20 protein-coding genes are annotated in these 25,457 nt (G+C 69.7%); 9 read left to right on the forward strand and 11 right to left on the reverse strand.

The window, feature by feature from the left end:
• Positions 1-248: 248 nt before the first annotated feature.
• The gene (locus ACIGQF_RS07835) at positions 249-2,066 is read right to left on the reverse strand and encodes a flavin-containing monooxygenase (protein ID WP_399706880.1); all 1,818 of its coding nucleotides are present in this window, start codon (positions 2,064-2,066) and stop codon (positions 249-251) included.
• A gap of 233 nt (positions 2,067-2,299) precedes the next feature.
• Between ACIGQF_RS07835 and ACIGQF_RS07840 the strand changes: the two genes are divergently transcribed.
• Positions 2,300-3,424, forward strand: a complete 1,125-nt coding sequence (locus ACIGQF_RS07840) for a GAF domain-containing protein (RefSeq protein WP_399706883.1) — start codon at positions 2,300-2,302, stop codon at positions 3,422-3,424.
• A gap of 162 nt (positions 3,425-3,586) precedes the next feature.
• Here the strand turns inward: ACIGQF_RS07840 and ACIGQF_RS07845 are convergent, their stop codons facing one another.
• The 4 genes from ACIGQF_RS07845 to ACIGQF_RS07860 form a co-directional block, all read right to left on the reverse strand.
• On the reverse strand, positions 3,587-4,363 hold the full coding sequence (locus ACIGQF_RS07845) for a chaplin family protein (protein ID WP_399706887.1): 777 nt from the start codon (positions 4,361-4,363) through the stop codon (positions 3,587-3,589).
• A 340-nt stretch (positions 4,364-4,703) separates the two neighbouring features.
• Positions 4,704-6,164 carry a family 43 glycosylhydrolase gene (locus ACIGQF_RS07850; protein WP_399706890.1) on the reverse strand — a complete coding sequence of 487 codons (1,461 nt, stop codon included), beginning with the start codon at positions 6,162-6,164 and terminating at the stop codon, positions 4,704-4,706.
• Positions 6,165-6,185: 21 nt separating this feature from the next.
• Entirely contained in the window at positions 6,186-6,323 is a 138-nt protein-coding gene (locus ACIGQF_RS07855; RefSeq protein ID WP_399706893.1) for a hypothetical protein, read from the reverse strand.
• Between the two features lie 159 nt (positions 6,324-6,482).
• A complete protein-coding gene (locus tag ACIGQF_RS07860) occupies positions 6,483-7,526 on the reverse strand; it encodes a LacI family DNA-binding transcriptional regulator (RefSeq protein WP_399706896.1) in 1,044 nt (347 codons plus the stop codon).
• Positions 7,527-7,701: 175 nt separating this feature from the next.
• On the opposite strand from ACIGQF_RS07860, the gene ACIGQF_RS07865 reads away from it, so the two are divergent.
• The 7 genes from ACIGQF_RS07865 to ACIGQF_RS07895 all read left to right on the forward strand — a co-directional run bounded on the left by ACIGQF_RS07865 (position 7,702) and on the right by ACIGQF_RS07895 (position 18,141).
• The gene (locus ACIGQF_RS07865) at positions 7,702-9,528 is read left to right on the forward strand and encodes a glycoside hydrolase family 2 protein (protein ID WP_399706899.1); all 1,827 of its coding nucleotides are present in this window, start codon (positions 7,702-7,704) and stop codon (positions 9,526-9,528) included.
• 41 nt (positions 9,529-9,569) lie between these two features.
• Positions 9,570-10,889 (forward strand): extracellular solute-binding protein, encoded by a 1,320-nt coding sequence (locus ACIGQF_RS07870; RefSeq protein ID WP_399706902.1) that lies wholly within the window; start codon positions 9,570-9,572, stop codon positions 10,887-10,889.
• Positions 10,890-10,910: 21 nt separating this feature from the next.
• Positions 10,911-11,867 carry a carbohydrate ABC transporter permease gene (locus ACIGQF_RS07875; RefSeq protein ID WP_399706905.1) on the forward strand — a complete coding sequence of 319 codons (957 nt, stop codon included), beginning with the start codon at positions 10,911-10,913 and terminating at the stop codon, positions 11,865-11,867.
• A gap of 1 nt (position 11,868) precedes the next feature.
• The gene (locus ACIGQF_RS07880; RefSeq protein WP_399706908.1) at positions 11,869-12,819 is read left to right on the forward strand and encodes a carbohydrate ABC transporter permease; all 951 of its coding nucleotides are present in this window, start codon (positions 11,869-11,871) and stop codon (positions 12,817-12,819) included.
• A gap of 48 nt (positions 12,820-12,867) precedes the next feature.
• On the forward strand, positions 12,868-15,789 hold the full coding sequence (locus ACIGQF_RS07885; protein WP_399706911.1) for an alpha-glucuronidase family glycosyl hydrolase: 2,922 nt from the start codon (positions 12,868-12,870) through the stop codon (positions 15,787-15,789).
• Between the two features lie 146 nt (positions 15,790-15,935).
• Positions 15,936-16,352 carry a hypothetical protein gene (locus tag ACIGQF_RS07890; RefSeq protein WP_399706913.1) on the forward strand — a complete coding sequence of 139 codons (417 nt, stop codon included), beginning with the start codon at positions 15,936-15,938 and terminating at the stop codon, positions 16,350-16,352.
• A gap of 166 nt (positions 16,353-16,518) precedes the next feature.
• Entirely contained in the window at positions 16,519-18,141 is a 1,623-nt protein-coding gene (locus ACIGQF_RS07895) for an amidase (protein ID WP_399706915.1), read from the forward strand.
• A 73-nt stretch (positions 18,142-18,214) separates the two neighbouring features.
• On the opposite strand, the gene ACIGQF_RS07900 is transcribed toward ACIGQF_RS07895, so the two are convergent.
• The 6 genes from ACIGQF_RS07900 to ACIGQF_RS07925 all read right to left on the reverse strand — a co-directional run bounded on the left by ACIGQF_RS07900 (position 18,215) and on the right by ACIGQF_RS07925 (position 23,256).
• Positions 18,215-18,547: a hypothetical protein gene (locus ACIGQF_RS07900; RefSeq protein WP_399706917.1), complete on the reverse strand. Its 333-nt coding sequence runs from the start codon at positions 18,545-18,547 to the stop codon at positions 18,215-18,217.
• A complete protein-coding gene (locus tag ACIGQF_RS07905) occupies positions 18,544-18,825 on the reverse strand; it encodes a DUF6510 family protein (protein ID WP_399706919.1) in 282 nt (93 codons plus the stop codon). The genes ACIGQF_RS07900 and ACIGQF_RS07905 overlap by 4 nt, the downstream gene beginning before the upstream one ends.
• Before the next feature lies 1 nt (position 18,826).
• Complete coding sequence (locus ACIGQF_RS07910; protein ID WP_399706922.1) at positions 18,827-19,591, reverse strand: ferredoxin reductase; 765 nt, start codon at positions 19,589-19,591, stop codon at positions 18,827-18,829.
• Positions 19,561-20,160: a sulfite oxidase-like oxidoreductase gene (locus ACIGQF_RS07915; protein ID WP_399706925.1), complete on the reverse strand. Its 600-nt coding sequence runs from the start codon at positions 20,158-20,160 to the stop codon at positions 19,561-19,563. The genes ACIGQF_RS07910 and ACIGQF_RS07915 overlap by 31 nt, the downstream gene beginning before the upstream one ends.
• Before the next feature lie 192 nt (positions 20,161-20,352).
• Positions 20,353-21,651 carry a cation:proton antiporter gene (locus ACIGQF_RS07920; protein WP_399706928.1) on the reverse strand — a complete coding sequence of 433 codons (1,299 nt, stop codon included), beginning with the start codon at positions 21,649-21,651 and terminating at the stop codon, positions 20,353-20,355.
• Between the two features lie 201 nt (positions 21,652-21,852).
• Positions 21,853-23,256, reverse strand: coding sequence for a DUF2254 domain-containing protein (locus ACIGQF_RS07925; RefSeq protein WP_399706930.1), 1,404 nt, complete (start codon positions 23,254-23,256; stop codon positions 21,853-21,855).
• Between the two features lie 297 nt (positions 23,257-23,553).
• Here ACIGQF_RS07925 and ACIGQF_RS07930 point away from each other — a divergent pair, with 297 nt between their 5' ends.
• Complete coding sequence (locus tag ACIGQF_RS07930; RefSeq protein ID WP_399706933.1) at positions 23,554-25,455, forward strand: alkyl/aryl-sulfatase; 1,902 nt, start codon at positions 23,554-23,556, stop codon at positions 25,453-25,455.
• Positions 25,456-25,457: the final 2 nt, after the last annotated feature.

Here is a 25,457-nt window from a genome sequence, read left to right on the forward strand (position 1 = left end):
GCTGCCCCTCCGTATGCAGTGCACAGTGGTCCGGCCAACCGGCAATGACGCCGGGGCCGGCCCAACTAGACCTGGTCCAGACCTTGTTCACGCCTTGAGTTAACTCGTCGCAAGAAGGGTCGTCAAGGGATTCGGAACCATCCGCTTCACTTCAAGAGATGAAAGCAACGACGGCCTGGGAGAACGGCGCAGCCCAGTGCCGGGGCAGCCGCGGTGCTTGGACACATCGCGGCCGCCCCGGCTCGGATTCAGGCGAGGTGGTGGACCTCCTGGAGGCCGTAGACCGGGGTGGGGAGGTCCTCGTAGCGGGCCTTCAGCTGGAGCGCGAGGTACAGCGAGTAGTGGCGGGACTGGTGCAGGTTCCCGCCGTGGAACCACAGCCCCGGCTGTTGGGTGGGCTTCCACATGTTGCGCTGTTCGCCTTCCCACGGGCCAGGGTCCTTGGTCGTGTCCGAGCCCAGCCCCCAGCACTTGCCGACCCGGTCCGCCATCTCCTGGCCGCACAGGTCGGCGACCCAGCCGTTCATGGAGCCGTAGCCGGTCGCGTAGACGATCAGATCGGCGTCCAGTTCCGTACCGTCGGCGAGTACGACGCCGGTCCGGGTGAGGTGGTCGACCTGGCCCCGGGCGAGCTTGATCCTGCCGTCGGCCACGAGTTCGGCCGCACCCACGTCGATGTAGTAACCGGAGCCGCGGCGCAGGTACTTCATGAACAGGCCCGACCCGTCGTCGCCCCAGTCGTGCTCGAAGCCGGCTTTGGCGAGGCGTTCGTAGAAGTCGGCGTCGCGTTCGCGGATCCGGTCGTAGACCGGGATCTGGAACTCGTGCATGATCCGGTAGGGCAGCGACGCGAACACCATGTCGGCCTTCTCGGTGGTCACCCCGGCGCGTACCGCACGTTCGGAATAGAGGTCCCCGAGACCCAGTTCCATCAGGGAATCCGACCGCACGACGTGCGTCGAGGAACGCTGCACCATCGTCACGTCGGCGCCGTGTTCCCACAGCGCCGCGCAGATGTCGTGCGCGGAGTTGTTGGATCCGATGACGACCGCCTTCTTGCCCGCGTACCGGTCCGGGCCCGGGTGCTGCGACGAGTGGTGCTGCTCGCCCGCGAACCGGTCCATGCCGGGGAACGACGGGAGGTTGGGCTTGCCCGACATGCCGGTGGCGAAGACGAGGTGGCGCGGAGTGAGCACGGTCTCCTCGCCGTCCCGGTCCACCACGACCCGCCAGGTCTCGGTCGCCTCGTCGAAGGCGGCCGAGGTGACCTCCGACCGCGTCCAGTACGGCACGTCCATCACGCGGGTGTACATCTCCAGCCAGTCCGCGATCTTGTCCTTCGGCGCGAACACCGGCCAATTGTCCGGGAAGGGCAGGTAAGGAAGGTGGTCGTACCAGACGGGGTCGTGCAGGCACAGGCTCTTGTACCGCTTGCGCCAGGAGTCGCCCGGCCGGTCGTTGCGCTCCACGACCAGGGCCGGCACGCCGAGCTGACGCAGCCGGGCACCGAGCGCGATGCCGCCCTGACCACCGCCGATGACCACCACGTACGGCTGCCGGTCATAACCCAGCTGCTCCTGCTCCAGGTCCCGCTCCTCGGCCCAGGAGCGACGCTGGGCGATCACGCCGTGCAGCGCGCCCCTGGGCCGCAGGTCACCCCGCGGTTCCGGGAAGTCCTTGAGCTCGCGAAGGCTGGTCAGCAACGTCCACGCGCCCTCGTCGGTCAGCCGCAGATGGCCCTTCGCGTGTCCCACCGCGGTCTCGAACTCGATCCACGCCTCGGTGACGCCGTCGGCCTCCGTCGGGGCTTCGGTGGTGCGGAAATCGGCCGGGCCGGTGCTGTCGAGGCAGGCGGTGAGCAGGTCCGCGACGCCGGCCCGGCCCTCCACGGTCTTGATGTTCCAGGTGAAGGCCACCAGATCCCGCCAGTAGCTGGTGGTGGCGAACAGTGAGGCCGCGGCCGCCACGTCCCGAGCCGCGAGTGCGGCCTCGAACCGGGCGAGCCAATCGTCGACGCGTGCCTGGGGAGAACGGTCCTGTTCCACCGCATCCAGCATCTGTGCCATCGGAACTCCCTTCGACCGGACGTTCATGACGTCACGCCGATCTCACCCCGGCCGGGGTACCGGCGGCAACGGTTGCGTCGAGTTGCACGCGCGCAGGACCGTGGTCATCGCGTCGGCCGGCTCCTATCCTGGAGCGGCTGACGCGACGGTGCGGTAGCCGGGAGGTGGTACGCGTGCGCGGCGCCGTCCCGCCTGGCCGTAACCTCCCGACCCACGCCCGGGACCTGGTCCGCATGCATGAGGCGGTCATGGCCGGCGCCCGCCCGCCGGTGCCACCGCGCGCCATCGTCTCCCACTCCTGGTCGCGGATGATGGAGCTCGGTCTGACGGCGGACCGCGTGAACGAACGCGCCATCTTCGCGGCGGACGAGGTCGCGCGGCGGCGGTACGACTCACCGTTGCGCGATGTCGTCGATCGCATCGCCGAGATGTTCCATGCCGCCTCGGACGCGGCGACCATGATGCTGGTGGTGACCGACGCCGAGGGCGCCGTCCTGTGGCGGGCGGGCGCTTCGGCCGTCCGCCGCCGGGCCGACGCACTGGAATTCACCGAGGGCGCGGACTGGACCGAGGCCAAGGTCGGCACGAACGCGATCGGAACGGCACTGGCCGAGGCCGCGCCCGTCGAACTTCTCGCCGGCGAGCACTTCGAGCAGGGCCAGCACCCCTGGTACTGCAGTGCTGCTCCGATCCACGACCCACGTACGGGCGAGATGCTCGGGGTCATCGACGTCAGCGGCCCGGCGCTGTCCCTGCACCCCGCGGTCGGCATGCTGGTCCAGGCGGCGACGCGGCTGGCCGAGGCGGAGCTGTGGCGGTCGCACCAGAAACGGCTGGACGCGCTGAGGCAGGTGGCCGAACCGCTGCTGGCCGGGGCCGCGGGCCCCGCTCTGGTCGTGGATGACAACGGCTGGGTCGCGCACCGTGCCGGCGTTGCTGTGGCCGACCGGATCGCCGCACCACGGGCCGGCCAGGCCATCGCCGTGCCCGGACTCGGCGCCTGGCTGCCGGAGCGACTGCCCAACGGCTGGCTCGTCCGGCCGATGGGCCGCGGCCGCACCGTACTGCTCGCTCTCGACCTGTCCGGGGCACCGGTTCTGCGGGCGAGTACGGGCGACACCATCTGGTGCCGGAGCATCACCAGGCGCCACGCTCAGATTCTGTCTCTGCTGCACGCGGCCGGTCCCACCGGCCTGACCGCGGCAGCCCTGAGCCGGTCCCTCTTCGGCGACCCCGACCATCTCGTCACCGCACGAGCGGAGGTGAGCCGGCTCCGCCGACTCCTCGGAGCCGTCGTGGACACCCGCCCGTACCGGCTTGCCGAGGGCGTACGGCTCACCATTCGCCCCGGGCGGTGACCGACCACGGCCGGCGATCCGTGCCTGCTGCCTCCCGGCTGATTTCCCGGCGATTTCCGGATGGTGGTTCCGGGTGGCTTCCGGATGGTTTCCGGGAAGCAGCAGGCCTGTCATTCAATGCGGGTCATCGTCCGCCCGTCCGCACACGTACGCGGCGAGCGTTCAGCTGCGGGCTCGGCGGGCCCGTCGAACCAGGAACGCGCCACTGAGAAGTGCGGCTGCGCTGCCGGCGGTCGTCAGGCCGAGCCACTCGGCTCCGGTCTCAGCCAGGGCGGCGGGCGCAGGGGCCGGCGTATGAGGAGCCTTTTCGCCTGACGCGCGCTCGTCGGCTGACGGCGCATGCGGGCGCGGTGCCTGCGGCTTGGCCGGAGGCGTCTCCTTCTCCGGAGACGTGGGCGGCTTGTGGTCGGTGGGCGGCTGGTGCGGGTGTTCCGTCGGCGGCCGGTGGTGGGGCGGACGCTGCACCGGGCCGTCGTTCGAGCACGTGTTGCCCGTGACCGGGTTGAGTACGCCGACGACGTCGATGGTGTTGCCGCAGGCGTTGACCGGCAGGTCGACCGGCAGCTGGATGCCGTTGCCCGAGCCCACCCCCGGCGAGTCGCCGACCGTACCATGGGCCTCGGCGCCACCTTGCTGGTGCCCACCGTGCTGGTGGCCGCCTTGGTGGTGCCCTCCGTGCCGGCCGGCGTTGTCCCGCTTGCCGTTTGCACAGGTGTTGCCTGCCGCCGGATTCAGCAGTCCGACGACGTTCACGGTGTTTCCGCACACGTTGACCGGGACGTGTACCGGCAGCTGGGCCAGGGTGCCCGCCAGCACGCCCGGCGAGCCGGCGGCCGCGCCCGTTGCTCCGGCGTCCGCGTGGGCGGTGCCGCCGGCTGCTGCGAAGAGTCCCGCGGCGGTTGCCGCGACGAGCGCGATGCTCTGCAATGTCTGTCGCATTGATTCTTCTCTTGTCTTGAGTTGTGTCACACAGGCGAGGACCTGTGTGCGCTCTTGCAAGTGATGCCACGCGCGGCGTATTGGGTGGCCGGCCTCATGACCGGCTGCTGACGGCACACAGGAACCCCCTCCCCCACCTCAATAAATGCTGCTGTTGCACGCATGCTCTTCACACATATGTCAGCTGCATTCCTCTATCGCCACGCGTACGAGCGATGATTGATATCGCTAACGACACTCCCTGGAAGAGGCAACGCGAGAAGACGTGAATCTCTCGTGAATCACCCTTTTGCCGCAATGGCTCGGGCCCCCGGCCACGCGACGTGGCCGGGGGTGCGGTTCAGTTCACGTAGACCTCGGCGCGGTCGACGCTCACGAAGGACGCCTGGGAGTCGTTGTTGTGCCGGCCGGTCACGCGGATGCGGAGGGTGTGGTTGCCGTTCGCGAGGCGGGGGCTCATGTACTGCAGGGCCTCACCGACTCGGAGTGCGCCGTGGAAGTCCACCTGCTGTTCCGGACCGCCGTCGATGCTGATCGCCGCGTAGCCGTTGCCGACGTCCTTGACGGACAGCAGCGCGATGCGGGTGCCGGTGAAGGAGAAGGTGGCCGTGGCGTCGGCCTGGTCGCTCCAGTGGTCGTCGCTCCAGAAGCACTGCGTGCCGCAGCCGGTACCGGAGTTCCAGGATCCGCTGTAGGTCAGTTTGCCGGGCCCGCTGGACCGGCCGTCGTCATTGATCCAGTAGTTGCCCGACCCGGGGTCGCCCGAGGGCAGGTCCTGAGTGGCTCCGAGCGCGAGCGGCCGGCCCAGGTCGGGACTGCCGTCCGCGCGCCAGGTGATCTTCTGGGCCCGGGGCGTACGGTTGCCGTACGTGTACGCGGACGTGGTCTTGGCGTGGTAGACGATCCAGTCTTCCTTGCCGTCCGGGGACTGGAAGAAGGCGTGGTGGCCGGGGCCGAACACGCCGCGGTCGTCGGCCCGGGAGAAGGCCGCGCCCTGGTGCTGCCGCCAGTTGCCGGGGACGAGCGGGTCGGCGTCCGAGGGCAGCGACATCATCCAGACCTGGTAATCGGGCTTGCCGGTGTCGCAGGTCGAGTACGTCATCCACGTACGGCCGTTGCGGTAGAGGAACTCGGGGCCCTCCCGCACCTCGGGGCAGCCGCCGGCTCCGTTGAGGGCGACGGCGTCACCGGAGACCGTGTAGGGGTTGGACATCGGGGCGATGTTGAGCCCGTTGTGCTGGTACTGGTTGATGCCGCTGTAGGCCAGATACAGGCGGCCGTTGTGCTGCAGGATGCCCGCGTCGATGGCGAAGTCGTTCGCGTGGTTGGGCGGCGCGAGCTCGGCCTTGAAGTGGTACGGCCCGGTGGGGTCGTCGCGCTCGGACTCCAGGACGTACAGGCGGTGGTGTTCGTCCACACCGTCGTCGGCCGTGTAGTACATGTACCAGCGGTCACCGAACCGGTAGAACTCCGGAGCCCAGATGTTGCGGTTGCGGGAAGCGTCCGAGTCGGTCCAGACGGTGACGGGATCGGACGAGAGCAGGTTGCCGAGGGAGGACGAGCGCCACATCCGGATGCTGTCGCCCTGCGTCGTGGTCAGGTAGTAGGACCCTTTCCAGTGGGTCATAAACGGGTCGGGTCCCGTGTTGAGCGGATTGCGGAACGTACCGGCCGCCGCGGCCCCCGCGCGCTCGGCGACCGGTGCGGCCGAGGCCGGAAGCAGTCCCGCGACCAGCGCGAGCAGGGCGACGGCGAGCAGCCCCGCACGGGCGAGCAGGGCGCGGAATGGTCTCTGGGGCATGCGGACACCTTTCGGGGAGCATCAGCCGCACCCGGCACTGAAGCCGCCTGCCGTCAGGCAGCGGCATAACGGGGTGCAGACATCATCGAGGTGGTGAGCGGTCGTCATCCCGCTCTCGAAGGTGATCATCTTCTTGCCGTGGTCCTGGGCGAACGTCATCACTCTTGAAGATGTTGGTGTCGTGGTCCCAGTTGCTCCAGAACGCCGCTGGGTTACCGGTCTGGGTTTTACATCGTTGAAAGCACGCTGTAAACCCCTTGCGCGCGACAGTTGAGAGACACGGGGAGACCAGCGCTGTGGGTGCCCCCTTGTGCCCCCTCAGCCTCCCGAGCTCTCCCGTACGAGCAGCCGGTGTCCCGCCACCTTCTCAACGGCGGCGCCGTCGGCCTTTCCGCCGTCGGTCTTTCCGCTACCGGCACTCACGCCGTCGATGCGGTCCAGCAGCAGGCCCACCGCTTCCTGTGCGATGCCGGGCTTGTCGGGGGCCACGGTGGTGAGGGTGGGGATGCTGTAGCGGGTGGCCTCGATGTCGTCGAAGCCCACGACGTCCAGGTCCTTCGGCACCGACCAGCCATCCTCGTGCAGGGCGCGTACGGCGCCGAGCGCCAGGTGGTCGTTGAGGCAGAGCAGCGCGTCCGGCGGCTCCGGCCCCCGCATGAGGGCGCGGGCGGCACTAGCCCCGTCGGCCCAGCGGTAGGCGGGCACCGGCACCACGAGGTCGTCCGGCAGCGGGACGTCCGCGGCATCCAGCGCCTTCTGATACCCCATCGTGCGCAGCCGTCCGGTGTTCCGCGGGCCGCGCAGCGCGCCGCCGATCACGGCGATCCGGCGGCGGCCGCGCGACAGCAGGTGTTCGGTCGCCTCGCGGGCCGCCGCCACGTTGTCGATGGCGACGTGGTCGGCGCTGCCGGGCGGATTGCACTCGCCGAGCAGCACCAGCGGCAGTCGGGTGTCGCGCCGGGCGAGGTCGCGGGGCTGCAGGGCGAGCGGGCTGAGGATGACTCCGTCGGTGAACTCCGCGTCAAATCCCTGTACGGCGGCGATCTCGCGCTCCCGGCGGCCGCGGGTCTCCAGGATGAGGACGGTGCCGCCGCGCCGCTCCGCCGCCAGCATGATGTGGTGCGCGAGTTCCGCGAAGTAGGCGATGTCCAGGTCGGGGACGGCGAGGGCGATCACGCCCGTGCGACCGCGGCGCAACTGGCGGCCGGCGATGTTGACCCGGTAACCGAGGGCGTCGATGGCCTCCCGGACCACGGTCCTGGTCCGGTCGGAGACGTGCTCGTAGTCGTTGAGGACGTTCGACACCGTCTTCGGGGAGACGCCGGCGTACTCAGCGACATCCTTGATCCTTGGCCTGCCCATATGCCTTGCTTCCTTCCGCCACCGGGGATCGTATCCGGCCGTCGCGGGCGGGCCGTCGGGCGGATGCGACAGGCGTGTCCGTACGAAAACTTTGCCGATCGCCAGTATTTACATCGATGTAACTGCATGGTGGCATGAGCTCGACCCGAGTGCACCGGCACAAGCGAGGAGCAGCATGAGCAGGCCCCTGCCCACGGACATTCCGCGTCCCGAGTATCCGCGCCCCCAGTTCGCCCGGGCCGCATGGCTGAACCTCAACGGCCGCTGGCAGTTCGAGGTGGACCGGGCGGACAGCGGCCTGGAGCGCGGGCTGCGTGACCGTGACCTCTCGGGCGAGATCACCGTGCCGTTCTGCCCCGAGTCCGAGCTGTCCGGTATCGGCGACACCGACTTCATGGAGGCCGTCTGGTACCGGCGCACCGTGACGGTCCCGGCCGAGTGGGCCGGATCCGATGTGCTGCTGCACTTCGGAGCGGTGGACCAGGACGCCACGGTCTGGGTCAACGGCACCGAGGTGGCACGCCACCGCGGCGGTTTCACCCCGTTCACCGCGGAGCTGCGCGGCGTGGCCGCACCCGGCGAGGACGCGGTGATCGTGGTGCGGGCGCGGGACAGCCGGCACGGTCCGCAGGCCCGCGGCAAGCAGGCCACCTGGTACGCCAACACGCACTGCCACTACACCCGGACCACCGGCATCTGGCAGACGGTGTGGCTGGAGCCGGTCCCGGCCCGCACCCGCTTCAAGCGCCCCCGCATCACCCCCGACCTGGGCTCGGGCGCCTTCCACCTGGAACTGCCGGTCACCGCCAACCTGCCGGGTCACCGAGTGCGCGCGGTCCTCACCGACGGGCAGGGCGAAGCGGTGCGCGCCGAGGCCCGCGCCGACCTCGACCTGTGCCCGCGGCTGGTGCTGGCACTCCCGCAGGGCCGGGTGCGGACCTGGTCGCCGGCGGACCCGCACCTGTACGACCTGCGGCTCCAGCTGCTCGACGCCGAAGGCGCCGTCGTCGACGAGGCCACGTCGTACGCGGGGCTGCGGTCCGTGGCACTGCACGGCAAGCGGGTCCTGCTCAACGGCGAGCCGGTGTTCCAGCGGCTCGTGCTCGACCAGGGCTACTACCCGGACGGGCTGATGACCGCGCCCACCGACGCCGACCTGGTGCGCGACATCGAGCTCGGCCTGCGGGCCGGCTTCAACGGAGCCCGGCTGCACCAGAAGGTGTTCGAGGAGCGGTACCTCTACCACGCCGACCGGCTGGGCTATCTGGTGTGGGGCGAGTTCGGCGACTGGGGCTGCGAGACCGGCGTCCGCGACGACAATCAACGCCCGGACGCCAGTTACGTCACGCAGTGGCTGGAGGCGCTGGAGCGGGACCACTCGCACCCTTCGATCATCGGCTGGTGCCCGCTGAACGAGACCTACCAGCACCTGCACGACCGGATCACCGGACTCGACGACGTCACACGGGCGATGTTCCTGGCCACCAAGCAGGCCGACCCCAGCCGGCCGGTGATCGACGCCTCCGGTTACGCACACCGCGTACCGGAGACCGACATCTACGACTCGCATTGCTACGAGCAGAACGTCGAGGCGTTCGCCAAGACGATGTCGGGGCTCGCCGAGGACCGCCCTTACCTCAACACCGGTCCTGGAGGCCGTACTTGGTCGGTCCCCTACCGTGGGCAGCCGTACTTCTGCAGTGAGTTCGGCGGCATCTGGTGGGACCCCGCCGCAGCGGACACCGCGGCCGGCGACGAGACCGGCACGTCCTGGGGGTACGGCGAGCGGCCGCGCAGCGCCGAGGAGGTCATCGCGCGCTTCACCGGCCTGGTGAACGTGCTGCTCGACGACCCGGACATGTTCGGCTACTGCTACACGCAGCTCACCGACGTCTTCCAGGAACGCAATGGCGTCTACGGGTTCGACCGCAGCGAGAAGTTCGACATGGCCGCACTGCGCCGCGTCCAGCAGCGCGCGGCGGCCTGCGAGACCACCGGCTGAGCACCACCTTGCCGTACACCGATGCAGAGAGAGGCAGCTCCATGGTCGACCTGTCCCGGCGGGACGTGCTGCGGGCTTCGCTGGCCTCGGCCGCCGTACTGGCCGCCGGCGGGGCACTCACCGGCTGCGGTACGGCCGCGGCCGCCGGTGACCCGCGTACCGTGCACCTGTGGGACCTGTTCAGCGGCGCCGACGGGGTCCTGCTGAACGATCTGTTGCGTACCGCCCGGCCGGACATGCCCGGTACCCACGTCGAACGCACCGTGCTGGAGTGGGGCACGCCGTACTACACCAAACTCGCGATGGCCTCGGCCGGCGGGCGCGGGCCGGACGTCGCCATCGCGCACATGTCGCGCCTGGCGGGTTACGCACCCACGGAACTGGTGGACCCATGGGACACCGATCTGCTCGCCGAGTTCGGTGTCCGCGAGGAGGACTTCGCCGACGCGGTGTGGCGCCGCACGCAGTACCGCGGCCGGACGTACGCCGTGCCACTGGACACCCACCCCTTCATCGTCTTCTTCCACCCCGCCGTCGCCCGCAAGGCCGGACTGCTGACGGGCGACGGGGAGCTGGACCAGGAGGCGTTCTCCTCGCCGGCGCGCTTCCTGGAGGCGGGCAGAGAGCTGGCGAAGGCATCCGGCAAGCAGGGTGTGTCCTTCGGATACGTCAATGACACGGCTCAGGGCTGGCGGCTGTTCTACGGGCTGTACCGGCAGACCGGGAACGACTTCGCACTGCCCGAGGGCGGCCCCGTGACGGCGGACACGGACGCCATGGCCGAGGTCATCGCGTTCATGGCCAAGCTGGTCGACGGGCGCGCCAACCCCCGCCGCCTGGACTACCCGGCGGCGCTGGCCTCCTTCACCAACGGGCAGACGGCCATGACACTGACCGGGGAGTGGGAGCTCGGCACCTTCCGCGCCGCCGACCCGAAGGTCGGTGCGGCGCCCTTCCCCACGGTCTTCGGCACCCCCGCGATCTACGCCGACTCCCACTCCTTCGTACTCCCCCGGCATCCCGGTCGCGACGAGGCACAGCGCAGACGGACGCACCAGGCGGTGGCGGCCATCCTCAAGGCAGGGCAGACCTGGGCGAAGGCCGGTCACATCCCCGCTTACGAGCCGGTGACCCGCACCCGGGTGTACGCACGGCTCGAACCGCAGTCGCGGTACGCGCGCGCCGCCGACCACGTGGTGCTCGACCCGGCGGTCTGGTTCACCGGTGCCGGGTCCGACTTCCAGAACGCCATGTCACAAGTGCTGCAGCAGGCGCTGCTCGACGGCCTGGCGCCCGACCGGGCGGCCCGCGCCATGATCCAGCGCATCAACACGGCCCTGTCCCGGCCGAGCCCCGCCTGAGCCGCCGCGAAGGAGCCATCGATGTCCACTCAGTACGCTTCGCCCGGCCGGCCGCGAGACGCCGTCGGCACCTCCGAAGAATCCGGCAACAGAGCCGAAAGGCTCGGCACCAGAGCGCGCCGATACGTCCCTCCCGGCCTCCTCTTCGCCCTGCCCTTCCTTCTCCTGTTCGCCGTCTTCATGCTCTGGCCGCTGGCGGACGGCCTCTGGATGAGCCTCACCGACGCCTCGCTGTCCGCCCACTCCCCCTCGTTCGTCGGCCTGGACAACTACGGCGAGGCCCTGGGCGATGCCGAGATGTGGCGCTCGGTGTGGCACACCGTGTGGTTCACCGCGGTCTCCACGGTGCCGCTGGTGACGGTGGCGCTCGGCATGGCGCTGCTGGTGCACACCGGACTGCCCGGCCAGTGGGTGTGGCGGCTGGCGTTCTTCGCCCCCTACCTGCTGCCGGTGGGCGTCATCAGCCTGCTGTGGACGTGGCTCTACCAGCCGGACCTCGGTCTCTACAACCACCTGCTGAGCGCGGTCGGCCTGGACGGCCTCAGCTGGCTGAGCGACGAGTCGACCGCCCTGTACGCGATCGTGATCGCCACGTTGTGGTGGACGGTCGGCTTCAACTTCCTGCTCTTCCTCGCGGCGCTGCAGTCGGTGCCGGATCATCTGTACGAGGCCGCGGCGCTGGACGGAGCCGGCGCGTGGCGGCGGCTGTGGCATGTGACGCTGCCTCAGCTGCGACGTATCACCTCCGTGATCGCCGTGCTCCAGGTGCTCGCCTCGCTGAAGGTCTTCGACCAGGTGTACCTGCTGACCAAGGGCGGCCCCAACGGCTCCACCCGCCCGGTCGTCGAGTACCTCTACGACATGGGCTTCACCGGCTACCGGCTCGGCTACGCCTCCGCCATCAGCTATGTCTTCTTCGCCCTCGTCGTCCTCGCCTCCGCCGCGCAGTTCCTCGCCTTCCGCCGCAGGGAGAAGTGACATGACCGCCACCGAAGCCCGGGTGGTACGCCCGGGGCGCCGCGCCCTCTCCCCCGTCCCCGCCGTGCCCCGGGCCGGGCGGACGCGGCGACCGGCCCCGCAGCGCCGTCCCAACCTCACCCTGGGAGCGAGCAGGCTCTCGCGGACGCTCGCACTGGCCACCCTCTCGGTACTGGCCCTCACCTGGCTGCTGCCGATGGCCTGGGCGGTGTTCACCTCGGTCAAGTCCGAGCAGGACGCCAGCGACCCGCTGCACTGGATATGGCCGCAGGCCGGCTTCACCCTGGACGGCTTCCGTACCGTGCTCGAACGCGGCGACCTGCCACTGTGGATGCTGAACAGCTTCGTCATCTCCGCGGCGGTCACCCTCGTCACCGTGGTGGTGTCGGCGATGGCCGGCTACGCCTTCTCCCGGACCCTGTTCCGGGGCCGCCGGTGGCTCTTCACGATGTCCACGGCGGCGATCCTGGTGCCGCCGCAGCTGCTGATGGTCCCGTGGTTCCAGCAGATGCTCACTCTGAATCTGGTCGACACCTACGCGGCCGTGATCCTGCCGCAGACGGTCGCCCCGGTGATGGTCTTCATCCTGAAGAAGCACTTCGACACCATCCCCCGTGAACTGGAGGAGGCGGCCCGGCTCGACGGTGCCGGGCACGCCCGCATCTTCTGGTCGGTGATGCTGCCCCTGTCCCGCCCGATGCTCGCCGCCGTCGCCATCTTCGTGTTCATCGGCGCATGGAACAACTTCATGTGGCCGTTCATCTCCACGTCCGACCCGGCGCTGATGACACTGCCCGTCGGTATCACCTCGGTGAAGGACGCCTACGGCGTCAATTACGCGCAGACCATGGCGTCGGCGGTGCTGGCCGCGCTGCCGCTGGTGCTGGTCTTCGTCTTCTTCCAGCGGCACATCGTGAAGTCGGTGGCCACCACGGGCCTGGGAGGCCAGTAGCCAACACCCTTGTGTGCACCGTTCGTTCAGCGACGAAAGGGAGAACTCATGAGCTCAGGAATACGGCGCCGGAGCGTTCTGTCCGCGGCCGCGCTGGGTGGCGTGGTCGGTTCCCCAGGCCTCTCGGGGCCGGCCTCGGCGCAGTCGGCCGTCGGTGCCGGACCCTCGTCGACAACGTTGTCCGCGGAGGACGGCTATGAGCTGTGGCTGCGTTACCGGCAGGTGGCGGACCCCGGACAGCTCAAGCGCTACCGCGCCGCTCTGCGGACCCTCGTCTGGCAGGGGGGCGGCCCGCTCCAGCGATCGGCGGTGGACGAGTTGACCCGCGGGCTGACCGGCCTGCTCGGCACGCGTGTGAAGGCACGCTCCGACACCCCGTCCGGCGCGGCACTCGTGGTGGGTACGCCGAAGACCTCCCCCCTGATTCGGGAACTCATCCCGGCGGCCGATCTGGCCGAGCTGGGCGATGAGGGCTACCTCATCCGCCACGTCACCAAGCGCGGCAGAATCCGCACCGTGGTGGCGGCCCACACCGACCGCGGTGTGCTCTACGGCGCGTTCCATCTGCTGCGGCTCGTGCAGACCCGGCGGCCGCTGGAGCACGTCGATCTCACGGAGCGCCCCGCCGCGCCGTTGCGCGTGGCCGACCACTGGGACAACATCGACGGCTCCATCGAGCGCGGCTATGCGGGCCTGTCCTTCTTCGACTGGGAGAGACTGCCGCAGCCCGACGCCCGGTACACGGACTACGCGCGCGTCCTGGCCTCGCTCGGCATCAACGGCGCCGTGATCAACAATGTCAACACGCCCGCGGACTATCTCGCCGAGCCGTTCCTGACCAAGCTGGCCGCGCTGGCCGGCGTACTGCGCCGCTACGGCGTGACGCTGTACGTCACGGCGAACTTCGCGGCGCCCATCGACCTGGGCGGGCTGGACACGGCCGACCCCTTCGACGCGGGCGTGCGCGATTGGTGGCAGAAGAAGGCCAAGGAGATCTACGGCAAGATCGAGGACTTCGGCGGCTTCCTCGTGAAGGCCAACTCCGAGGGGCGCCCCGGACCGCTGGACTACGGACGCACCCACGCCGACGGGGCAAACCTGCTGGCAGGCGCACTCGAACCGCACCGTGGGATCGTGATGTGGCGGTCCTTCGTCCACGACGGCGACGAGCAATGGGACCGGCAGGCCTACCAGGACTTCACGCCGCTGGACGGGAAGTTCGCGGAAAACGTCATCGTGCAGATCAAGAACGGCCCCATCGACTTCCAGGTCCGCGAACCGGCCCATCCCCTCTTCGGCTCGCTGCCGCGTACGAACTCGATGATCGAGCTCCAGGTGACGCAGGAGTACACCGGGCACTCCACCCACCTGTGCTACCTGGTGCCGCAATGGAAGGAAGTCCTGGACTTCGACACGCGCAAGGGCGGCGAGGGAAGCACCGTGGCCCGTGTCGTGACCGGCCGGGTGCACTCCTACACGCGCTCCGGCTTCGCCGGCGTGATGAATTTCGGCGACGCCAGAAACTGGACCGGCTCCCACCTCGCCGCCGCCAACACCCACGGCTACGGAAGGCTCGCCTGGAACCCGGAGCTGTCCGCCGAGGACCTGGCGGACGAGTGGACCCGGATGACGTTCGGCAACGACCCCCACGTCATCACCACGGTCTCCGCCCTGCTGCTGGGCTCCTGGCACACCTACGAGGACTACACCTCACCGCTGGGCACCGGATACATCACGCACCCGCCGGACGGCTCGGTGACGGGGCACTTCGACCCCAGCCCGACCACGACCACCCAGTTCCACAAGTCCAACCGCGAGGGCATCGGCTACGACCGTACGGCCGCCACCGGCAACGGATACACCGAGCTCTACGCGCCGGCGACACGGGACGCCTACGAGTCACTGGAGAACTGTCCCGAGGAGCTGCTCCTCTTCCTCCACCACGTCCCCTACACCCACCGGCTGGCCAACGGCACGACCGTCATCCAGCACATCTACGACACACACTTCGCCGGTGCGGCACGGGTCGCCGACATGCGCAAGGACTGGGACGGGCTGCGCCGCCGCATCGACCATCAACGCTTCACCGAGGTACACCGCCAGTTCGACCGGCAGCTGGCCGAGGCCGCAAAGTGGCGGGACACCCTGGTCGCCTACTGGTTCGAGCTCAGCCGGGTGCGCGACGAGCGGCGCAGCTGGCTCCAAGCGGTCATCGCCCCGGCCGACACGGCGCTGCTGGGCGGCGAACGCAACGAGCTGCCGGTGCAGCTGGTCAATGCGACCGGCTCCGGCCTGCGCACGACCGTCTCGCTGGACGTACCCGACGGCTGGCGATCCGAGCAGGCAACCGGCTACGTGACCTCACGAGGAGACACCACGGTGAGGATGACCGTGGTACCGCCGCCGGTCCCCGCACTCGCCACCCTGCACGCGCGCCCGGAGTCGGGGTCCGTTCCGGTCCTCGACTCCTCGCTGCGCAGCCTGGCAAAGGCCGTCGTCGTCCCGCCCGCCGCCCGATGCGTACACGCTTTGGACGCCGGGCCCGGCTCGGCGCCGGTACTCAAGGACTACACCCGCCTCTCGCCCGACAGCACCTGGCACGAGGGCGCGGACTTCGGCTGGGTGGGCAACACACCGGACGCCACCGACACCGGACTCTTCGACGTCGTACGCCGGGACTACGTACGCGACAGCGCCCCGACCGTGCTGCGCCTGAAGCTGCCCGCCGGGCGCTGCACAGCGCATCTGCTCACCGGCGATCCCAACACCTTCAACAGGACGCTGGTCGTCCGCGTGGACGGCGAGGAGAAGGCCCGCAGCGAGCAGCTCGACGGACGGGAGTTCACCTGGCTCCGCTTCCCCCTGGACGGCGGGTCCTCAGGGCGCGAAGTGGACCTGGAATTCTCCGCGAAGGAGGACCGGACCTGGCATCTCAGCGCCTGCGTGGTGGTGGCCGACGACCGCGAGTGAGCGTGTCCGGACGGCCGGCGGCCCACCGAAAACCAGCGGCCGGGCCGAGGCGTGCTCACTACGATCCGGATCATGAGTACTCACCATGATGGCTCGTCTACATATCCGCGTGGTCCTGCGTTGAGCTGCACAGTCCGGTCGCGTACATGCAGGAGCCCGAGTGCGCCGACAACCTGCTGGCCCCACTGGCAGCGTTGAACGTGGGCGACCCGGCCGGCCTCGGCGTCGGCAGGGCCAACTACCGGACGGCCGATCCCGCCATGCTCGACGCCGCCAAGGCAGCGAGCATGGCGGATGCCACCGACGAGCAGTTCCGCGCCCTTCTCAACCTCCTGCAGCCCGATGAGTCCCCTGCTGTGATGGCGGCTGGCGCCCGGGGGCACGCCAACACCTGGGGAACGATCGCCCGCACGTATATCCGACTCACCAGTGACCGCACACTCCCGGTGGCAATGCAGGACCGGCTGATCGCCGAGGGCGACGCGCTCACCCCTGACAACACCTACGACGTGCACAGCCTGGACACCGGCCACACCGGCTTTCCCTGCAGCCCACGGTCGTGACGGCGATCCTGGAAGAACTGATCGCCCAGAGCCGGCCCACCGCGGTGAGTGGCCGCCCCGCCCCCAATGAGGCCTTTACGCCGACCGTTCCCACCAATGAGGCAAGCGATCGAGGCACCCTTGCGCCAGGGCGCGGCCGTATAGTCGGCTACCTCTCATGAGGAGCATGAGAAACAGGAGCATGGGGACACTGGCAGCCGTCACCCTGGTCGCGGGAACCCTGTGTGCCGCCGTACCGCATTCGTACGCGGAGGGCGCGAATACTGGTGCCGACCATCAGCAGGCACCGGCCGGTTCACCTCCGAAGCCGGGCGTCGACCTCGACACGGCCACCATCCCGCAGTTGCAGGCACGTATGGCTCGCGGATCGCTCACCTCGTCGGCGCTGACCAGCGCCTACCTGTGGCGGATCAAGACCATCGACCCGAAGGTCCACGCGGTGCTGCGTACCGACCCGACGGCTCTGCGCCAGGCCGCCGCCAGCGATGCCCGGCACCGGCACGGACGCACCCTCGGACCGCTCGACGGCATCCCCGTCCTGCTCAAGGACAACGTGGACACCCGCGGTATGCCGACGACGGCCGGGTCGCTCGCACTGGCCGGCAGCCCACCGCGCAATGACGCCCTCCTGGTGCAGCGACTGCGGGACGCGGGAGCGGTGATCCTCGGCAAGACCAACCTCTCCGAGTGGGCCAACTTCCGTGCGGAGAAGCCGACATCGGGCTGGTCGGCGGTGGGCGGGCAGACCAATAACCCGTACGTGCTCGACAGGAATCCGTGCGGCTCCTCCGCCGGTTCGGGCGCCGCGCTCGCCGCCTCCCTGGCACAGGTGGCGATCGGCACCGAGACGGACGGCTCCATCGTCTGCCCGGCCGGAATGAACGGGGTGGTCGGCCACAAGCCCAGCCTCGGACTGGTCAGCCAGGACGGCGTGGTACCGATCTCCGCCGAGCAGGACACCGCGGGGCCCATGGCGCGCAATGTGACCGACACCGCGCTCACCCTGTCGGTGCTCAGCGGCGACCGTACCGCTTCGCGCCCCGGTGACTCCCTCGGCCTCCCGAACGGGTCGGCTCGCACGGGCGACCTGCGCGGCAAGCGGATCGGCCTGTGGCGGCTGCCCTCGCTCGGCCCGGAGGTGGACGCGCTGATGACCCGTACCGCGAAGAAGCTGCGGGCGGCGGGAGCCACGGTCGTCGAGGTGACGCCCCCGTATCAGAAGCGACTCGCCGAGCTCGAATTCCCGGCACTGCTCAGTGAGTTCCACCGGGACATCGACGCCTACCTCGCCACCCGCAAGGGGCCGCAGAGCCTCGCCGAACTCATCGAGTTCAACCGCTCCCACCCCGCGGAGCAGACCTGCTTCGCCGGCCAGCAGCTGTTCGAGCAGGCCCTCGCCGCGCCTCCCACCACCGATCCCTCGTACCGGGCCAAGCGCGCCGAGCTGAAGGATCTCTCGCAGCGCTCCATCGACGAGACCATTGCCGCCCATCGGCTGGATGCCATCGCCTCGCCGACGAATCCGCCCGCCTGGACGACCGACTGCGCACGGGGCGACAACGACGTGATCCCGTCCTCCACCCCCGCGGCCGTCGCCGGATACCCGTCCCTCTCGGTGCCCGCCGGGTTCGTGAACGAGCTGCCCGTCGGAGTGCTCCTGATGGCCGGTAACCACCAGGACACCAGGCTGCTGTCGCTGGGGGCCGCGGTGGAACACCGGCTGTCCGCCTGGCGAGCGCCGCACTACCTGCCGTCGGTGGGCCCCGACGCCACCCAGCCGTCGCCATAGCCGGAAGGCTCGGAAGGAAGGCGACAGGGCTCGCTCTTCCTTCCGAGCCAGGTCAACCTCTCCACATCACTGATCAAGCGTTCTCCCGGAGCGTCAGCTCGGTCAGGACGTCCGGCAGATCGCTTTCCGCACTGGGCGTGATCTCGGTGACCTTGAGCATGGCGAGGTTTCCCTCTCTGGTCTCGGTGCCCAGCACGGTCCCCACCTTGATCGTCCGCTGCCTGCTCAGGTCCTTGGCGTCGATACGCAGGGGCAGCGCATTCCCCTCCCGGCCCTGCCGGCACTCCTCGAATGTCGTACCGGTGCTGATGCCGGTGGTGGTCCTGAATTCCCAATAAAGCCGCCGCGGAGGTCCGCTACCGCCCCGTCCCACGGGAGCGGCGCCGAGGCGGAGCCGCGGCTTCATGCGGGAGGCAGCGGAACGCGAAGGCAGACCGCCCCGCGCAGGTCCAGCCATGCGGCGTCGGGGGCCCGTACGAGCCGGAGGATCACTGCGTCGCAGCGCGGGCAGCGGGCCACCAGGCCCGGGGCATGCGCGTACACGCGCAGCTCCGCAACACGGGCGGTCAGCCCGCAGTCGGCGCAGCGGCCGGTGGCCACCGTGACATCCAGGACGAACAGTTCGCCCAGGGGACCGGCGAGTGCGTTGCCGTCCTCGTACTCCATGGTGTCCTGCCGGTCCATGTCAGCCTCCCGTGGGGCCGAAGCGTTCGGTTCTGATCCGACGGGGATCGTGGCCCGTGGCCACCAGCTCGGCCGCGGCGGCCTCGACGAAGCCGGTCGGCCCGCAGACGAGACAGACCGGCTCGATCTCCGGTGGCCAGCCATAGGCCTGCAGGTCGGCGAGCTGCAGGCGCTTGGCGGGTCTCGGCCAGTTCTCAGGCGTCCGCCGGGTGTAGAGGTGGGTGACCTCCAGGCCGCCGTCACCGGGCTGCGGGGTGCGCAGTTCGGAGGCGTAGTACCGGTCCTCGGGGGTGCGAACCGAGTAGATCAGCCGGAAGGGGGTGGGGCTGCCGAGGTTGCGGCGGGTGCGGATCATGGCCATCAGCGGGGCGATCCCCGATCCGCCGCCCACCAGCAGCACCGGGCGGGTGTCGGCCGGGCGCCAGACGAACCAGCCGCCCACCGGGCCCCGGATCTCCACCAGGTCACCGATCTCCATCACATCGGCCAGATACGGCGAGACCTCCCCGCCGGGCACGCGCTGCACCGTCAGCGCGATCCGGTCGCCGTCGGGCGCAGAGGCCAGCGAGTAGCTGCGCTGGGTGCTGTAGCCGTCCTCGGCGGTCAGCCGCACATCCACGTGCTGGCCGGCCAGGTGCCCGGTCCAGCCTGGTACGTCGAAAGCCAGCGTGCGGGCCGTGGGCGTCTCGTCGTGCAGGCCGACCAGTCGGGCGGCCTGCCAGGTCAGGGGGCCCTTCAGTCGCCCTGGTACCGCTGCTCGCGCCACGGGTCACCGTAGTCGTGGTAGCCGATGCTCTCCCAGAACCCCGGCTCGTCCTCGGTCAGCAGCCGCATGCCACGCACCCACTTGGCCGACTTCCACAGGTAGAGATGCGGCACCAGCAGCCGTGCCGGCCCGCCGTGCACCGGAGCCAGGTCCTCCCCCTCGTACTGGTAGGCGATCCACGCCCTGCCGCCCAGCAGGTCCGCCAGCGGCAGGTTCGTCGTGTAGCCGCCGTAGGAGTGGACCAGCACGAAATCGGCCGCCGTCTCCACCCCGGCGAACAGCGTGTCCAGCGATACCCCTTGCCAGCCGGTGCCCAGCTTCGACCACTTGGTCACGCAATGCAGGTCCACCGTCGGCCGCTCGCTCGGCAGCGCCAGCAGCTCCGGCCACGACCAGCGGTGGCGTCTTCCGCTCTCGGTCGTGATGGTGAACTCCCAGTCCCCCCGCGCGATGCTCGGCGTGGGACCGGCCGACAGCACCGGAAAGTCCTCGGTCAGATACTGGCCGGGAGGCAGCTTCACATCCGCTGGGCGCGCCCGGCCGTGAAAGCCCCGCGAAACGATTCCCATGGATCTGCCCCCTGAGGGTAACTCCCATGGATTTGCCTGTTCTTCGAGAATACACAAAACGCCGTAGCGGTCATCCCCGCTCGGATACTCCCCGAATCCCGGATGCGCAACCACACGCAACCCGCAACCCGCACTTCGTCGAGATCTGCCGGCTCTGAGCCCAGGCAGCAGGCCGGGGCCGCGTAGGCACCCTCACATGGCCTCGCCCATACCCGAGGGGCCCGTCCCGGTCTGCGTCGACGGCGCCTCCTCGCGGCCGCGCAGCAGCACCAGCGCGCCCACCGGGAACAACAGAACGGACAGCAGTCCGGCACAGACCAGAGCCGCGGCTGTGACGGGCCTCATCAGCCCCACGGTGACCCCGATCTGCGCCGCTGTGACCAGGAACGGCAGGGAGGTGGCCTGCAGCAGGACTGCCGCCAGCGATGACCGTATCCCCAGCGAGCGCCGGTACAGCAGTGCCGGCACGCCGCGTACGACCAGCAAAGCCACCAGAAACAGCGGAACCGGCAGCAGGGCCGAAGGGCTTTCGATCAGCCCCCGCAGATCCAGACGCAGGCCGCTGGCGACGAAGAACACCGGAATCAGAAAGCCGTATCCGAGGGCTTCCAGCTTGGTGCGGAAGTGAGGGTGGGTGGCGGAGCCCCGGTCCACCAGGCCGACGACCGCACCGGCCAGGAACGCCCCCAGAATGGTCTCCAGACCGAGCCTCTCGGCCAGCGCAACGAACCCGACGAGCAGCACGACCGCCGCCCGGACCCTGATCTGCGCCGTGGTGTCCTGCAAGCGCAGCAGCACATCACCGAGGCGCATCGAGCGGCTCGCCAGCAACACGGCCAGGGCCACCAGAAAGGTGAAGGCGACCAGCAGCACGACACGGCCGCCGGTACTACCGCCCGAGGTGGAGAACAGCAGGGACAGCAGCACCACAGCGCCGAAGTCCGCCACCGAGGAGGCCGCGATGATGGCCTTCCCCACCTCACTGCCCGTGTGACCCACGTCTTTGAGGAGTGGAACGACCAGCCCCAAAGAGGTGGCCGAGAGGGCGACCGCGATCAGCAGCGGACTCTGCACCCACCCGGCCAACCGGAAGAACACCCCTGCCGCCGTACCGAGGACGAGGGTTACCACATAGCCGAGCAGCGCGTTGCCCAGCAAGCGCCCCCGCAGCCAATGCAGATCGATCTCAAGACCGGCCAGGAACAGCAGAAACGCGAGCCCGAGAAGGGCCACGATCTGGACCGGCAGGTCGACCTGGATCCAGCCGAGACCGGCAGGGCCGAAGACAATGCCCGCGACGATCTCCAGCACCACCGCTGGAATGCGCACGCGGGGAGCAAGGCCGAGCAGCAGCGGAGCGAGCAGCGCGATCAGTACGACCGCGAAGAGGTTGACGAACGACACATCCGGCACGCCAGGCACCCCCTGCACACCGCACCCGTCCAGCAGGTGCAGCCACACTTCGCTGACCGTCGGGAAGCTGTAGGGCACCCAAACGTTGGAAATCGGCGCCTGCTACCGCAACCTCCGAAGACCACAAGATCCCGCCAGTTCGACTCGACCGGACGGGATCCCGGGAACCACGTTCGTGAGCAGCACGTCGAGATCATCTCCTTCTCCTGCTCGACAGGTCGTTGTCGCCTTCCAGTGATCGGCGCAGCTACCTGACGCTTCGGATGACTACGGCTCACGCTACGTGTTCCGTTCTTCCCGGGCTCGGGCACCGTGCAGCTGGGCTCCGCCGAGGCCATGGGGGTCGGGCTGAACCGCCACACTTCGCAGCAGTGGGTCGGGGAGGCCGGTGGCCGCCAGGCGTTCCAGTGCCTGACGGCGTTCGGTGACCGGTGCTCTGCGGTCACCGGTGGTGGCGGCGAGCAGGCGGTCGAAGAGGGCATACAGGCGCCGGACGATCTGCGGGTTGGCGGCGCCGTAGAGGAGTGTTTCGTCCAGGGCGAGCGAGATCAGGTCAGGCCACTCGGGTGCGGGACTGTGGATGCGCGGCCGGCCGTGCTTGTCCAGCAGCCACGCGGGGCCGAGGGGGCGGCGGGCCAGGCGTAGGAGGACGTCCTCGATCTGGTCCAGTGCCTGGACCGCCGTGGTCGGGTCGTTCACCGCGGGTGACAGCGCCCTGATGGCGATGTCGGCGAGGAGGCGGAAGCCGTACGCGGGGTCCTGCTCCACGGTGCGGCTGGGGCCGAAGCGAATGTGGGCGGCCACTTGGCGGGCCAGCCGGCTGTGCCGCGCCGAGCCAGTGCCGGCGCCGATGGCGGTGTCGGTGCTCGTGGAAGCGCAGGCAGGTTGGGCATTCAAGAACTCCAGGTAGGCAACCGTTGTGCCTGTGCCGACGAAAGAGCCCACGGCGTGCACGAAGCGCACGCGGATGTCGTGCCTGGCGGCGAGCCGGATCAGCTGGGGTTCGTCCAGCGCGAAGATCACCGATGGCCGCCTGCCGTAGACGACGGGCACCTCTGGCGGCAACGCGTGGCTCTCCGGCACCGGCCCCTGCCCGCCGGTGGGAGCGGGACGCGACCCCGCCTCGGGCGGATAGACCTGGTCGACGACAGTGCGCAGCCGTGCCCCGACGGCTCGCGCGAGCCCACCGCCGGTCACGGCGTGCCGCAGGGAGGCGAGCAGGGACAGTACGGTCACGGCGTCGGCCAGGACGAGGCCGACGGCGAGCGTCACCGTCAGCCGGGGGACGTTCTCGCCGCGGATCTGGCTCAGTGCCACCAGCGCGTACAGAGCGGTGCCGATCAGCAGGCCGAACAGGACGAGGTACCGGCTGAAGTGGCCGAGGGCCGCGACGAGGCGGGGCGACATGGCCTGCACGGTCTGGACGACGAGCGTGATGGCCGTGACGACGAAACCGGCCAGGGTGATCATGCCGCCGGCGATCGCGGCGAGCGTTGCCTGCGCCGTGGAGGCGTCGAAGGTCAGGCCGGCCGCGGGCAGCTGCCGTTCCCAGAGCGGCAGCGTCCAGCCCAGCAGCGCGCCCGCCACGACCAGGAGGAGCGCGAGGGCATGGCTGCGCGTGCGTCGGGCGCGGTGCGTACCCCGACTGCCGTGCGCGAACCGCGTACGCAGGGGGTCCGTCATCGTCGGCCGGGGGTGGGGAACAGCTCGCTCATCGGCTCCCTCGGTTCCGGGCACGGGACATCGGACTTCGAGCATCGGACGGCGCCGGCGGCCGCGCCAGCCCGCGGGTCCGCTCGCGTGGGCCCACTCGGACGCCTGCACAGGCGCACCGTCCTCCCGACGGCGTACATGCGGTTGTCCGGGCCGGACGGCCAGGGAAGAGTGACACTGCCGCGCGTCGTCGAGTCACCGGCCTCCGCACAGCGCCTGTGGGGTCGTTGTGCCACTGGCCTCCGCACAGCCTGCGAAGGAGCTGCGATGCCTGGAAACACCGAGCCCAAGTCCGCGGAGCCGGTCATCGCGGATGCCAACCGGGCGGTGCGGCAGCGCTTTGCCTTCGATGACACGCAGGACCTCGAGGACGCACGCCGCGGCTTCATGGGGACCGCGTCGGACAACCTGATCCGCTCTCCCGACGGCAGTACCGTCTGGGACCTCGGCGCGTACGGCTTCTTGGATCAGGACTGCCCGGACACGGCCAACCCGAGCCTGTGGCGGCAGAGCCGGCTGGCTGCCGACCACGGTCTGTTCGAAGTCGTCGAGGGCATCTACCAGGTACGCGGCTTCGATCTGTCGAACATGACCCTGGTGGAGGGCGAGCGGGGCGTCTTCGTGATCGACCCGCTGCTGTGCGCCGAGACCGCCGCCGCGGCCCTCGCGCTGTACCGCGCCCATCGCGGTGACCGGCCCGTCACCGGCGTGCTGTACACGCACAGTCACGCCGACCACTTCGGCGGGGTGCGTGGCGTCGTCCCCGACGGGGAGGCGGCGAGGAGCCTTCCGGTGCTCGCGCCCGAGGGCTTCCTCGACCACGCTGTCAGCGAGAACGTCTACGCCGGTACGGCGATGAACCGCCGAGCCACCTACATGTACGGTGCCGCGCTTCCCAAGGGCGAGCGCGGCCAGATCGGCACGGGCCTGGGCCAGACCATCTCCACCGGCGCGGTCGGCCTGATCCCGCCCACCGTGCACATCGCCCGCACCGGGCAGACCGAGACGATCGACGGCATCCGGATGGTCTTCCAGCTCACCCCCGGCACCGAAGCACCGGCGGAGCTGAACATCCATTTCCCGGACCATGCGGCGCTGTGCATGGCGGAGAACGCCACCCACAACCTCCACAACCTGCTCACCCTGCGCGGCGCCCAGGTCCGTGATCCGCGCAACTGGGCCCGCTACCTCACCGAGTCCATCGGCCTGTTCGTCGACGGCTCGGACGTCGCGTTCGCCTCGCACCACTGGCCGGTGTGGGGTCGCGAGCGTGTCCTGTCGTACCTGTCGGAACAGCGGGACCTGTACGCCTACCTGCACGATCAGACGCTGCGCATGCTCAACCAGGGTCTGACGGCCCCGGAGGTCGCCGAGGTGATCAAGATGCCTCCGGCTCTGGAGCGGGCCTGGCACACGCACGGTTACTACGGTTCGGTCAACCACAACGCCAAGGCTGTCTACCAGCGGTACCTGGGCTGGTTCGACGGCAACCCCGCGCGCCTGTGGCAGCACCCACCGGTCGAGGCGGCACGGCGGTACGTGGAGTTCATGGGCGGTGCGGACGAGGTCCTCGGCCGCGCCCGGCAGTGCTACGCCGACGGCGACTTCCGGTGGGTGGTCCAGGTCGTCGATCATGTGCTGTTCACCGATCCGGACAATGCACAGGCCCGTGAGCTGCAGGCCGACGCCCTGGAGCAGCTCGGATACGGCAGCGAGAACGGTACGTGGCGCAACTTCTTCCTCACCGGGGCCCTGGAGCTGCGCAAGGGACCGGTCGGCACCCCCACCTCGACCGTCGCCGCCGACCTGCTGTCGGCCCTGACGCTGGAACAGCTCTTCGACTCCCTCGCCGTCCGGGTCAACGGCCCGCGCAGCTGGGAAACGGAGATCGCCATCCGCTGGAACCTCAAAGCCGCGGCCCCCATCACCCTCCAGCTACGCAACGGCGTCCTCACCCAGGTCACCGGCGTCAGCCCGGCAGCGGCCGATCCGGACGTGGAGATCGCCCTCGACGAAGCGGCCCTGCGCGCGGTGCTCGTCGGCGCCATCACCCCCGACGAACTGGCCGAACGCGCAGGCGTCGAGGTCACCGGCGACCTGGGAAAGCTGACGGAACTCCTCGGTTTCCTCACCGATCCCGACCCCGACTTCGCCATCGTCACCCCCTGACA

It is taken from the genome of Streptomyces sp. NPDC053560 (assembly GCF_044544605.1).
Lineage (GTDB): Bacteria > Actinomycetota > Actinomycetes > Streptomycetales > Streptomycetaceae > Streptomyces.